Consider the following 12696-nt stretch of genomic DNA (forward strand, 5'->3'; position numbering starts at 1 on the left):
ACTCGGCGGATGCGCCCGCCCCCGCCCGCGCCCTACCCTGACCCTATGACCGCCGCCACGCCCCCTTCTGACTCCACTGACTCCAAATCTGCTTCTCCGCCGCCCAGATCGGGGGCACTGGCCGTGCTGCGAATCTACCTGGGGCCGTTGTGGTGGCGCGTATTGCTGCTGGCCGTGCTGCTGTTTACGGCGACGGGCCTGAACCTGATTTTGCCTCAACTTCTGCGGCAATTTGTAGACGGAGCCAAGCTGGGCGCGTCGGCTCCGGTGGCACAGTTGGCGTGGCTGGCAGGCGTGTATATCGGCGTGGCGGTGGGTGTGCAACTGCTGACGGCCAGCGCGACCTACGTGGGCGCACGCGTGGGCTGGCGGGCCACCAATCGCCTGCGGGCCGACCTGATGGCGCACCTGCTCTCGCTGGACATGCACGAGCACAAGGAACGCACTCCCGGCGAAATGATCGAGCGCATAGACGGCGACGTGACTGCGCTCAGCAACTTTTTCTCCCAGTTCGCCGTGCGGGTGTTCGGGGCTGCGTTGCTGCTGATCGGCGCAATCGTCATGTTTTACCGCGAGAACGTGTGGATCGGGCTGGGCATCACCAGTTTTGTGGTTATCACGCTGATCGCCATGAACCGGGTGCGCAAGGCGGGCGTGGAACCCACCCGGCTGGAGCGCGAAAGCAGCGCCAAACTGTTCGGCTTCATAGAAGAACGGCTGGCGGGGCTGGACGACGTGCGCTCGTTGGGTGCGGGTCAGCATCACCTGAACAGATATTTGCAGGTGCAGCGCGAGTATTTTGGACGCAGCACCTTTTCCTGGCGGCGGCGCAGCGTGGTGTGGCAACTCAGCATGGCGCTGTTTGCCGCCGGATACGTGGCGATTCTGGTCTCGGCGGTAGGGCTGTACGCGGCGGGCGCGATCTCGCTGGGCACGGCCTTTTTGCTGTACCAGTACATGAACATGATCGAAGAACCCATTGATCAGCTGACGCAGCAGCTTCAGGATTTGCAGAAGGCTGGGGCCAGTCTGTTCCGGGTGGGCGAACTGTTGGCCCTGCGCTCCGGACTGCCCGAAGGCGTGCGCGAGCTTCCGGCGGGAGCGTTGCCCTTGGCCTTTAGAGACGTGGATTTCAGCTACGATCCCACCGACTCTACGGTGCGTGGCGTGCTGCACGGCGTTTCCTTCTCTCTGCCAGCCGGACAGACCCTTGGCCTGCTGGGGCGCACAGGCAGCGGCAAAACCACCCTCACGCGCCTCGTGTCGCGCCTCTACGATCCCACCAGTGGCAGTGTGCAACTCGGCGGCCTCGACACCCGCGATCTCAAGCTCAGCAGCCTGCGCTCCCGTGTGGCGGTGGTGACGCAGGACGTACAGCTGTTTCAGGCCAGCGTGCGCGACAATCTCACCTTTTTTGACGACACGCTGCCCGACGAGCGCGTAGAGGCCGCGCTGCATGAAGTGGGCCTGAGCGCGTGGTTGGCCCGACTGGAACAGGGGGTGCAGACGCCCCTGCCCGCAGGAAGTCTCTCGGCAGGCGAGGCGCAACTGTTGGCCTTTGCCCGCGTGATGCTGCAAGACCCCGCCCTGATCATTCTGGACGAACCCAGCAGCCGCCTTGATCCAGCCACCGAAGGCCTGCTGACCGCCGCCATGACCCGCCTGCTGAGTGGCCGCACCGCCATCGTGATTGCCCACCGACTGGATACGGTGGCGCGCGCTGACCGGATTCTGGTCTTGGGCGACGGCCAGGTGCTGGAAGACGGCCCCCGCGAACTGCTGGCTGCCAACCCGCGCAGCCATTACGCCGGGCTGCTGCGGGCTGGGGTCGGGGCGGAAGGGGAAGGGGTGCTGGCGTGAGGGGCGCAGATCGTGGGTTGCCCACCCTCACGTCCGAAGTTCCAGCTGTTGCCCTGTCCACGTTCCACATTCCAAGATCCACTTTCTTCCGGAGTTACCACCCATGACCACCGCCCCCCAGTCCATTTCCGACAAAACCTTTGCTCTCTCCAAGCGCCTGTTCGTGTACCGTCCAGTTCTGTTCGCCTTCAATCTGTTGATGTGGGGCATGGTTCACGCCTCGCCCGCGCTGCTGACGTTGGCGGTCAGTGGGGTGTTCCGGCAACTGGAAGCCGCCGATAAACTGCGGCTGGCTGGCACGTCCACCACCGGAAACATTGAACCCCTGATTGCGGCGGCGTGGGTGGCAGTGGGATGGTTCGCCTTCGTGCGGGTCAGCCGATTCGGGATTTTTTATGGGGCTTTCCGGGCCTGGATAGAACTGTGGTACACGCTGGACGCCCTCGTGAGGCGCAACATGCTGGGCTACCTGCTGACCGCCCGCCGCGCCCGCCGCCTGCCCGACACGCCCGCTGAGGCCGTGACCCGCTTCCGCGACGATGTGGACGATGTGGCCGGATACACCGAGGTCTGGGTGGACGGCTGGGGCTTCGTGGCCTTTTCGGTGATCGCCATTACCCTGATGGCCCAGATAGACCCCCTGATTACGCTGCTGGTATGCGCCCCGCTGCTGCTGATGGTGGTGTTCGTGCAGCGCCTCTCGCCCATTATTCGCAGTTACCGCCGCCGCATGCGCGAGGCCACAGGCCGCGTGACCGACTTTATCGGGGAAACCTTCGGGGCCGTGAGCGCCGTCAAGCTGGCCGCCCGTGAAGGCCAGATGGTGTCTCACCTCGTCAAATTGGGCGAGGTTCGCCGGTCTGCCGCCCTGCGCGACGTGCTGCTGACCGAACTGATCCGGGGCGTGAATACCAACATGGTCAATATTGCCGTGGGGCTGGTGCTGCTGCTGGGGGCCAACAAGATTCGCGGTGGGGCGCTGGACGTGGCCGACTTCGTACTATTTATTGGGCTGCTGCCGCGCCTGACCGGAAGCATGGGCTTTTTTGGCGACGCGATTGCCCGCCACCGCCGCACCGGGGTCAGCTATGACCGCATGAACCGCCTGCTGCAAGACGCCCCGCGTGACCAGACCGTGCAGCATCATCCGGTGTACCTGCACGCCGATCCGCCGGAACTGACCCCCTTGCCCGCCGCTGGAACGGCCGAGGCTCAGCCGCTAGAGGAACTGCGTGTGGACGGCCTGACCGCCCTGCACCCCAGCGGCATGGGCCTGCGAGACGCCAGCTTCAGCGTGCGGCGCGGTGAATTCGTGGTGGTCACGGGGCGCATCGGCAGCGGCAAAACAACGCTGTTGCGGGCGCTGCTGGGCCTGATTCCCACCGATTCGGGCACGGTGCGCTGGAACGGGCAACCTGTAGAAGACCCCGCTTCGTTTCTGGTGCCGCCCCGCAGCGCCTACACTGCCCAGATTCCCAACCTGTTCAGCGACAGCCTGCGCGAAAACGTGCTGAGTGGCAGCGCCCCGGATCGCCTGAGCCGCGCCGTGCGGTTGGCTGTGCTGGAACCCGACGTGCAGCAGTTGAGCAGCGGGCTGGATACGCCGGTGGGCGCACGCGGCGTCAAACTCAGCGGCGGGCAGGTGCAGCGGGCGGCGGTGGCCCGGATGCTGGCCCGCGACGCCGATCTGCTGGTCTTTGACGACGTGAGCAGCGCCCTGGACGCCCGCACCGAAGCCGTACTCTGGGACGGCCTGTTTGCCGAAACCGACGCGACTTGTTTGGTGGTGTCTCACCGCCGCGCCGCCCTGACGCGCGCCGACCGAATCGTGCTGCTGGAAGGCGGACGCATTACTGATGAGGGCACGCTGGCCGAACTGCTGGAACGCAGCGAAGAAATGCGGGCGCTGTGGGCGGAAGATGGGGGAGAGGCCGCGTAAATGTTGACGCAGACAAAAACAGACTCAAAGGTCTAAAAATCAGAGCCTCTCATGTTGATCTATAGCTGCTTACGCCGCCCCGCTGTCCAGCTTCCCAAGATCAGCCCGACCAGTGCCGGAGCCGTGAACAGCAGCATGAACCCCAGCGGGCTGCTGTCTCCGACGGCGTTGGCGAGGGGGCGGCCCAGTGCGGTACTGACGGGGCTGCCCAGCCAAGTTAATGCCGTCCAGAACCAGCCGTCTAACTGCTGGCGCTCGGCGGCGTTTTCCAGCCAGCGCACGCCGATCAGGGCCAGGGTTTGCAGGATCAGTGTGGGCAACAGCACCAGCACGGCACGTGGCCCCCGTTCGGCCCGGCCTGCCAGGAAGCCCAGCACTCCCGGCCCCAGCACCGGAATCCAGCCCAGCAGCAGGCCCACCAGCACCAGCATCAAGGCATTGACCCAGAACATGCCCTGAGTCTAGGCCAGGGGTTGCGGGTAGCGGTTCTTCATGAGCGTTCCCCCATCTCCCTGAGCGCCCACCGCAGTCCCGCCGCCGTGACCAAGCCCACCGCCATCAGCGTCAGCCAAGGCAGCGTGGGCAGGTTCAACCGTGCGCCTGCATCCACCAGCAGGCCACCCAGAAAGTTGCCCAGTGCACCGCCCACGCCGAGGCTGATGGCGCTGAAGCCGAAATAGCTTCCTACCCGGCCTTCTGGGGCAAGGCGGGCGGTGAGGGTTTGTTGGGTGGGGTAGACCAACATCGTGCCCAGCGAATACAGCACCACGCAGGCCAGCAGTTGCGGAAAGGTGGCGGCGAATCCCATCAGGCCCAGTGCGGCGGCCACCAACACCACGGCGGTTACGAGGGCGGGGCGTGTGGGAATGTGGCGTTCCACCAGCCTCAGCAGCGGATATTGCAGAAGCACGGCAAGGCCCGCGCTCAGGCCGTACAGCGGGCCAGTGGCGGCGGGGCCAGCCAGCGCCACCGCTTTCAGCGTCACGGCCACATTCAGTTGCGTGCTCAGCAAAAAATAGCCGCACAGCACCAGCGTAAAACGCCTGAATACGCGGTCTTGCAGCGCAATTCTCAGGCCATCCAAACTGCTTGCGCCCGCCGCCCGTGGGGGTGGGATCATGCGGGGGAGGGTCAGGGCCAGCACCGCGAAGGCCACCAAGTACACGCTGCCCGCCCACAGCGCCGCCGTGCGGAAGCCCACGCCCGACAGCCACGCGCCCAGCAGTGGCCCCACCACCATGCCCAGGTTTCCGGCCATGCTGATCAGACTGAACATTCGCCCCCGGTGTTCTGGCTTCGTCACAGCCGTAATAGCGGCACTCTTGGGCGCATCGAACAGGCCGCCCCCGATGCCCGCCAGCACCGACGCGGCCAGCAGCACGCCAAACGATTCGGCAAACCCCATCCAGCCAAAGCCGAGGGTGCGGATCAGGCAGCCCGCCAGAATCAGCGGCTTTGGCCCGATCCGGTCTGCCCACGCGCCGCCAAACACCGTCAGCCCCTGCTGCGTCAATTGCCGCACGCCCAGCACGATGCCCACGCTGGCCGCCGCCCACCCCAGTCCCTCTACAAAATGCACTGTAATGAGCGGAATGACCAGAAAAAACCCGCCCCACATCAGAAACGTGACGCCCACGAGTCCGAGTTGCGCGGCAGAAGGGCGGAAGGCGGGAGCGGGGGCAGAGGTCACGGGGGAGAGGCTACACCCGCACGGTGCTGGGAACGGGCACAGCGTTCAGCGTGAGCAGACAGCCAGCGCAAAAGCAAACGCAGAGCAAGCACGGGGCCGCCTCTGCGTTTGCTTGCTCTGCGTTGGTTTACTTAGACGCTTACTCGGACACAAGGGGCTGGAACTTGGATCGTTGCTGTTCTTAGACCCTCAGACTCTAGACCCTTAGACCGCCCTGCGCCCGTTGCTGGCGCTCACGCTTCCCGCGCCGCATTCAGGGCGTTGGCCCACCAGACCACTTCATCCAGCAGAGTGTTCACGCTGGGGAGCAGGTGGGTCAGTTCGGCAATGTCCTTGCCTTGCTGCCACACGGCAAAAAAGTCTCCGCCCTGAATGTTCACGCTGGTGCGGGTGGGGGCCATCTGGAGTTCCACGGCGATCATTCGCAGTTGCTCTATGGCCCGCGCTGCGCCCACCGAGCCGTACCCGACAAAGGCGGCAGGCTTCTTGTTCCATTCGGGGTAGGCGTAATCCATCGCATTTTTCAGCACGCCGGTGGGCGCGTGGTTGTACTCGGCAGTAATAAAAATGTAGCCGTCAAACTCGGTCAGCTTCTTTTGCCAGCGCTGGGCCACTTCGTTCTGGCTGGGCGTGTACAGGTTAGAGGCCACTTCATCAAAGAAAGGCATGGGGAAATCCCGCAGGTCTACGATTTCAAATTCGGCGTCGGTGCGCTGAGAAGCCAGCCCGGAAAACCAGGCGGTAGGCTTGTCGGCAAAGCGGGCGGCACGGGTGCTGCTGACGATAATGGCAAGTTTGGGCAGACGGGGCATAGTTCTCCTTGAGACACTGAGAAGGTGGCCGAACGCTTCGGCCTGTTCAAGAATCACTCTACATCAAACGATCAAGTGATTTGTTAAGTAAAGTTAATCTTTCGCCCGGTTTGGCCTGTACTCTGCTGCCTATGGCCTCTGCTCTGCTGCCCCTCGCCCCCGGTGTGCACTACTTTCCCGCAGCCGTGAACAGTGTGCTGGTCGAAGACGGGCGCGGCGGTGCACTGGTCATAGACACTGGTCTGGACGAGTCTCACGCCCGCAAGTTGCTGCGGGCCATGACCGAGGCAGGGTTGCAGCCCACCGGCATCCTGAACACGCACAGTCACGCCGACCATCACGGCGGCAACAGCTTTTTGCTGAAGCGTTATCCAGAACTCAAAATCTTCGCGCCGCCGCTGGAAGACGCTGTGATCACGCACCCGATCCTGGAACCCATCACGCTGTTCGGGGCGCGGCCCCCTGCCGAATTGCAGAACAAATTCCTGCTGGCCCCGCCCAGCCCAGCCCGCCTCGCCCCCGAACCCGGCCTGACCCGCATCGGCGGCGCGGATCTGGAGCTGCTGGAAGTGGCAGGCCACGCCTCCATGATGTACGCCGTCCGGGTCGGAGACGTGCTGTACGCGGCCGACGCGCTGTTCGGGCCAGAAGCCTTGGCCAAGCATCCTCTGACCTTTTGCGCCGACTCGGGATTGCAAAAGGAAGCGGCGGCGCGGCTGGGAGAACTGGAAGGCGTGCGCGTGGTCTTGCCCGGTCATGGCGACCCCACCCCCGATCTGGCCGGGTTGGTGGCCGCCAATCTCGCCGCCTACGCCCGCACGACTGGCGCTGTGCTACACGCCGTACAGGCCGGGGCCGCCACCACCGATGAACTGTTGGCCCGTGTGTGCGCTGCCCTGAATATCACCATGACCAACGCCTCTGCAGTAGTCCTGAACCGCGCTGTGGTGGCCGCCCACCTGACTGAATTGCAGGAATCGGGCGCGGTTGGAATGCGGGTAGAGGACAACAGATTGATGTACCAAATGGGTCAAGCCTAAAGAATCCACGTATGGGCGCGGCAGGGGCCGCAGCGTAGGTTAGGGCCATGACGCAAAAAGCTGGCAAGAAAGGCAAAGGCAAAGACGCCGACCAGAATGTGGGCACTCAGGGCGTGGTGGCAGGCGGCGACTCCAAGGCCGACGCCGCGCACCTGCACACGGTTCATAACCGTCTCGTCGACCACAGCTACCTGACTGAAGAAGAGTTTGGTGTGGTGGCCGAAACCTTGCAGCGCAACCTCGCCACCTCCATCAGCCTGTACCTGAAATTCAAGAAGTACCACTGGGACATTCGGGGCCGCTTTTTCCGTGATCTGCACCTCGCCTACGACGAGTTCATCGAAGAAATTTTCCCCAGCATCGACGAGCAGGCCGAACGCCTGGTGGCCCTCGGTGGCAGCCCGATTGCCGCGCCTGCCGACATCGAGCGCTTCAGCGTGGTCAAAGTCCCCACCGTGACCGTGCGTGACGCCCGCGCCCAGGTGTCCGATCTGGTCGACGACCTGACCCGCGTGGGTCGGGGCTACCGCGACGATTCGCAGACCGTAGACGACGCCAACGATCCCGCCACCGCCGACCTGTACAACGGGTACGCCGCCACCGTAGACAAAATCCGCTGGATGCTGAACGCGATGATGGACGATGACCGGATGACGTAAAAACTCCGTTTGGATCCCAGATTCGAACCGAGCAAAGCGAGTAGGAGCAATGCAGATTTTAGAACGAAGTTGTTCTAACGGTGTGGTTCCGCTAGAACAACGGAGTGGCCGGAATCTGTTCCCGGAGCCACCTAGGTCATGCCCCCCAAATTCGACTACAGCCTGTATTACGCCGAACTTGATCTCCGCGCCCACCCAGAGTTGTACCGGGTGGGCATAGGAGAGCAGGGTGTGTTGCTGGTGCAGCCGTACAAATCCGAGATTCTGCCCCACTGGCGCTTTGCCACGCCCGATGTAGCTCGCCAGAGCAGCGAAACCATCTACGCCCTCTTTCTGGACTACCTGAAAGCAGGCGATTTTGTGGGCGCAGATATGGCCCGTAAGTTTTTGCAGATGGGCTTCACCCGTTCTCGCCGCTATGCCAACCACAAGGGCGGCAAGAAGTACGACGGCCCCGTGCCCGACGACAAAAAGGGCCAGAGTGGGGCGCATGGCCGCGCCGAGTTGCCGCGCAGCCCCGAAGACCCCATCAAGGCCGAATCCGCACGAATTTTTAAGGCCAAGTGGGAAGAGGCCGAAGCCAACGCAGAGTATGCACGGATGAAAAAAACACACAAGGCGGCCTATGGGTAGCCGAGCGTTTTTTGCCGCTCTGGTCAGGATCAGCGGCGGGTTCTGAGCGGTCTGAAATGGGGCGAGCGCATAGTTTGACTTCTTCTGCATACCGCGCTATAGTGTTGTCATTCAAGTTGATCAGACACCGCCGCCACAAGGCGGATTTTTTATCGCTCTTTTTCTGGTCTGAGGAGGGCGGCCAGATCAGCGGGCGTGTTCACATTCCGCAACGTCTCCGGCGCAATGTCCGCAACCGTAACAACAGTTTCAGCAGGAGCGGCAGCCCGCAGTCTGCGTTCGCCAGTATCTAATAAAGCTGTGATGTGGGGCAGCAAATCCGTGTGATAAAGCGCGGCCAGGGGTTGCGGGCGGCCTTTCATGTCCACAGGTTGCACACTCAATATGTGCGGCTTGCAGGCGGCGGCCAGCGTGCGCCAGGAGTCGGCGGTCAGGCGGGGCAGGTCTACGCCCGTAAAGGCCACCCATCCCGCCCCTTTTAGTTGAAGTGTTGCTCCCAGCGCAGATTCCAGTCCTGCCAGTGGGCCTTCGCCGGGGCGGGTGTCAGGCACAGTTTGCCAGCCCTCCAGCGCGTAGTTGCCGGGTGGGGCCACCAGCAAGCGCAGGCCGCAGCCCTCCAGGCTGTGGGCAACATGGTGCAGCAATGGGCGGCCTTCCAACATTGCCAACGCCTTATCGCTGCCGAATCGGCTGGATTTTCCGCCCGCTGTGATTACCCCGGTCAACTTAGTCAGAACGTCATTCACGCGGCCCGGTCTGCCTCTCCAATTGGCGCAGCAACCAGGTCACGAGGCGCAGCGCGGGGCGGCCATACGGCGGAAACGCCAGGCGGGTGGCGCTTTGCCTTGGCTCGGTCAGGATGGCCCGCTGGTGGCTGAAGGTGCGGAAGCCGTGTACGCCGTGATAATTGCCCATGCCGCTGGCCCCCACACCGCCAAACGGCAGGTGCGGATTGGTCAGGTGAATGACGGTGCCGTTGACCACCATGCCGCCGCTCTGGGTACCGCGTTTGATACATTCCAGCGCGGCTTGATCTTCCCCGAAGGCGTACAGAGCCAGCGGCGGATCAAGCCTGCCGATCAGGGCCAGCGCTTCTTCTAAGGTGTGGTAGGTCAGCACGGGCAGCACCGGGCCAAACAGTTCCTCCGCCATCAGCGGCATGTCGGGCGTCACGTCGACGACCACCGTGGGAGAGATAAACTTGGCCCCGGCATCGAACTCGCCCCCCACAGCGATTTTCGCGCCCTGTGCCACGCTGTCTCCGGTCAGGCGAGAGAGGCGCTCCACGCTGCGGCTGTCTATCATTCGCCCGTAATCCGGCCCCACCCGCAGCCACGCCCGGTCTCCATAGCGGCGGGCAATCACGGTTCCGAGTTGCAGCACGAACGTATCGCGCAGGTGTTCGGGAATCAGCACGTAGTCGGGAGCCACACAGGTTTGGCCCGCATTCAGCAGCTTGCCCCACGCAATCCGCTCGGCGCTGAGGGTTAGGTCGGCGCTCGCATCGATCAGCGCCGGACTTTTGCCGCCCAATTCCAGCGTCACGCCCGTCAGGTTCTCGGCGGCGGCCCGCAACACTTGCCGCCCTACCGCGCCGCTGCCCGTAAAAAAGATGTGATCGAACGGCAAGGTCGTGAGGGTCTGCGCGACGTCCGGGCCACCGAGGGCGACGGCCACCAACTGCGGCTGAAAGGTTCGTTCCAGAAGTTGATGGAGGGCGCGGGCTGTGGCCGGAGCTTTCTCACTGGGCTTGAGGATCACCGTGTTGCCCGCCGCCAGACTGGCCACCAACGGAGCCAACGCCAGATTCACCGGGTAATTCCAGGGACTCAGAATCAGGGTGGTGCCGCGTGCCTCGGCGCGAATTTCGCTGTGTGCGCCCAGCATCATGGCGGTGGTCGGCACACGTTTGGGGGCGGCCCAGCGCGGTAGGGCGCGGATGACATGCTGAATTTCTTCCAGTACCGGATGAATTTCGGTCAGTTCGGACTCGGCGCGGCTTTTACCCAAATCGGCGGCCAGAGCGCCCGCCAAGGCAACCCGGCCCGCTTTGATGGCGTCGTGCAGTCGCCGCAATAACGCCTGACGCTCCGGCACGCTGGCTCCCGCCGCCCTGGGCCTATGCGACTGCTGAAGCTCAAACAGGCGGTGCAGATCAGTCATGTTGGACAGGTCGGCAGAGTGGAGGACGGGGCGAGGAGCAGTGGTCATGGGGAAAACCTCCCAGAGAAGTCGGCGGCAGCCAAAGTAAACCTGTGTAGATGGAAACTTGAACCCAGTGTAAGTCAGATATAGATATCCAGAATAGGAATCTCTGCCCTCTCGCCCCACGTGAAACAATGGCCCGCATGACGGTTCAAGGTGGCAGTGTTCAGGGTGCAGGCGGGAGCGCGACAACCGAGCGGCGACAGGTGGCCCTCATCGCCCACGACAAAAAAAAGCTGGAATTGGCACTGTTTGCCCTCGCCCACCGGGAGATTCTGGCCCGCTTTCATCTGGTAGCCACAGGCACCACAGGCAGCATTCTGGCCAAGCAGACGGGCCTGACCGTAGAGCGGGTGCTGTCGGGGCCACTGGGCGGCGACCAACAAATCGGGGCAAGGCTGGCCGAGGAGCGCGTGCTGGCGGTATTCTTCTTCCGCGATCCGCTGACCGCGCAGCCCCATGAGCCCGACGTATCGGCCCTGGTGCGCCTGTGCGACGTACACGACGTGCCATTGGCGACCAACCCGGCCAGTGCCGAAGCCCTGATGATGTGGCTGCGTGAGCAAGGGCACACCTCCTGAGATCCGTTTCCGGCCTGTAGAAGCCGGAGTTCTGATTATTTTTGAGAGTCCGACAGGTTTAACACACCCTTTCTCCTAACGCTTGCCTTATATTGAGCTCATGCGCTCCCCAGCGACGCCTTCTATGTCCTCTGGGCTGCTCACGGACGTAGGGCGTCAACGTCAGGGCGGTGTCAATCAGGACGCTGCTCTGGCGCTCGACTTACCGCAAGGTGGCCTCTATGCCGTTGCCGACGGAATGGGGGGCCATGCTGCTGGCGAGCTGGCGGCAAATCTGGCGCTCGATACCCTGAGTCAGGCTTACCTTGATGGACGCGGCATGCCGCCCGAACGTCTGGCAGAGGCGGTGCAGGCCGCCAATGTCTCGGTACTTCGGCATGCGGTGGGCGAATACGTGGGCATGGGCACCACGCTGCTGGCCATCCTGATAGACCGGGGCGCGGCGATTGTGGCGCATGTCGGCGATTCGCGGGCATACATGCTGCGCGGCGGAGAACTGCACCGCCTGACCGACGACCATTCCTGGGTGGCCGAACAGGTGCGGCTGGGCAACCTGACTGAAGCCGAAGCGCGGGATCACCAATGGCGCAGCGTGGTCAGCAACGCGCTCGGCGGAGAAGAACGGGTGCGGCTGGAACTGTTCGGCTTTCCCCTCAAGTCTGGCGACCGCTTGTTGCTGTGCAGTGACGGCCTCTCCGGCGTCGTGGAAGAAGCGCATCTGCTGGAGATGTTGGCCCGCCAGAACACGCCCGATCAGGTGGCCCGCACCCTCGTCAACGCGGCCAACGATGCGGGTGGCCCGGACAACATCACCGCAGTGATCGTGGATATCAGCCGCAGCCTGCGCGTCCCGAACTACGCTCTGCCCGTGCGCCAACCCGACGGCCCCACTTACGCCGATGTGCTGCTGAGTGCGCGGCGCGGCAACAGTCTGCTGACTTATCTGCTGCTCACGGTGGTTTATTTTACGCTGCTGGGCGTCATCCTTATGCCTGAACACCGGGTGATGCTGGGGGTATTGGGCATTGTGGTGCTGCTGGGCATTCTGATTTCCCGCCGCGTACTGCACAGCCGCCAAGTGGCCCGCGCCTCCACCCGGCCCCCGCTCAGTGCGCCCGTTTCGGTGGCATCGGCCAAGACCCAGCCCATGCACGACCCTCGTCACTGACCCAGGGTTCTCATCGCCCGGCTCCTCAGTCTCTCTCCAGCAGGCGTAGCGTTTGAGGAGGGACTGTTCAACAGGATTGTTGTAACGGAGCTGTCGTCATGGGGCTGGG

12 protein-coding genes are annotated in these 12696 nt (G+C 63.5%); 7 read left to right on the forward strand and 5 right to left on the reverse strand.

The window, feature by feature from the left end:
• Positions 1 to 45 precede the first annotated feature (45 nt).
• Together M1R55_RS07150 and M1R55_RS07155 are read left to right on the forward strand one after the other, a co-directional pair.
• Positions 46 to 1860, forward strand: a complete 1815-nt coding sequence (locus M1R55_RS07150) for an ABC transporter ATP-binding protein (protein WP_249393987.1) — start codon at positions 46 to 48, stop codon at positions 1858 to 1860.
• Positions 1861 to 1963: 103 nt separating this feature from the next.
• Positions 1964 to 3799, forward strand: coding sequence for an ABC transporter ATP-binding protein (locus tag M1R55_RS07155; RefSeq protein WP_249393988.1), 1836 nt, complete (start codon positions 1964 to 1966; stop codon positions 3797 to 3799).
• Between the two features lie 59 nt (positions 3800 to 3858).
• On the opposite strand, the gene M1R55_RS07160 is transcribed toward M1R55_RS07155, so the two are convergent.
• The 3 genes from M1R55_RS07160 to M1R55_RS07170 all read right to left on the reverse strand — a co-directional run bounded on the left by M1R55_RS07160 (position 3859) and on the right by M1R55_RS07170 (position 6301).
• A complete protein-coding gene (locus M1R55_RS07160) occupies positions 3859 to 4251 on the reverse strand; it encodes a hypothetical protein (protein WP_249393989.1) in 393 nt (130 codons plus the stop codon).
• A gap of 38 nt (positions 4252 to 4289) precedes the next feature.
• Complete coding sequence (locus M1R55_RS07165; protein ID WP_371827183.1) at positions 4290 to 5417, reverse strand: MFS transporter; 1128 nt, start codon at positions 5415 to 5417, stop codon at positions 4290 to 4292.
• Between the two features lie 305 nt (positions 5418 to 5722).
• A complete protein-coding gene (locus M1R55_RS07170) occupies positions 5723 to 6301 on the reverse strand; it encodes an NADPH-dependent FMN reductase (protein ID WP_249393991.1) in 579 nt (192 codons plus the stop codon).
• Positions 6302 to 6432: 131 nt separating this feature from the next.
• On the opposite strand from M1R55_RS07170, the gene M1R55_RS07175 reads away from it, so the two are divergent.
• The 3 genes from M1R55_RS07175 to M1R55_RS07185 all read left to right on the forward strand — a co-directional run bounded on the left by M1R55_RS07175 (position 6433) and on the right by M1R55_RS07185 (position 8633).
• Complete coding sequence (locus tag M1R55_RS07175; RefSeq protein ID WP_249393992.1) at positions 6433 to 7341, forward strand: MBL fold metallo-hydrolase; 909 nt, start codon at positions 6433 to 6435, stop codon at positions 7339 to 7341.
• 47 nt (positions 7342 to 7388) lie between these two features.
• Positions 7389 to 8000: a DNA starvation/stationary phase protection protein gene (locus tag M1R55_RS07180; protein ID WP_249393993.1), complete on the forward strand. Its 612-nt coding sequence runs from the start codon at positions 7389 to 7391 to the stop codon at positions 7998 to 8000.
• Positions 8001 to 8138: 138 nt separating this feature from the next.
• A complete protein-coding gene (locus tag M1R55_RS07185) occupies positions 8139 to 8633 on the forward strand; it encodes a DUF4385 domain-containing protein (protein ID WP_249393994.1) in 495 nt (164 codons plus the stop codon).
• A gap of 149 nt (positions 8634 to 8782) precedes the next feature.
• Here M1R55_RS07185 and M1R55_RS07190 read toward each other — a convergent pair whose 3' ends face one another.
• The gene (locus tag M1R55_RS07190; protein ID WP_249393995.1) at positions 8783 to 9379 is read right to left on the reverse strand and encodes a molybdenum cofactor guanylyltransferase; all 597 of its coding nucleotides are present in this window, start codon (positions 9377 to 9379) and stop codon (positions 8783 to 8785) included.
• A complete protein-coding gene (locus M1R55_RS07195; protein ID WP_249393996.1) occupies positions 9372 to 10844 on the reverse strand; it encodes an aldehyde dehydrogenase family protein in 1473 nt (490 codons plus the stop codon). Before M1R55_RS07195 ends, M1R55_RS07190 begins: the two co-directional genes overlap by 8 nt.
• A gap of 137 nt (positions 10845 to 10981) precedes the next feature.
• On the opposite strand from M1R55_RS07195, the gene M1R55_RS07200 reads away from it, so the two are divergent.
• Both M1R55_RS07200 and M1R55_RS07205 read left to right on the forward strand, forming a co-directional pair.
• Complete coding sequence (locus tag M1R55_RS07200) at positions 10982 to 11419, forward strand: methylglyoxal synthase (RefSeq protein ID WP_249393997.1); 438 nt, start codon at positions 10982 to 10984, stop codon at positions 11417 to 11419.
• A 100-nt stretch (positions 11420 to 11519) separates the two neighbouring features.
• A complete protein-coding gene (locus tag M1R55_RS07205) occupies positions 11520 to 12587 on the forward strand; it encodes a PP2C family serine/threonine-protein phosphatase (protein ID WP_249393998.1) in 1068 nt (355 codons plus the stop codon).
• Positions 12588 to 12696: the final 109 nt, after the last annotated feature.

The organism is Deinococcus sp. QL22, assembly GCF_023370075.1.
In the GTDB taxonomy this organism is placed as follows: Bacteria; Deinococcota; Deinococci; order Deinococcales; family Deinococcaceae; genus Deinococcus.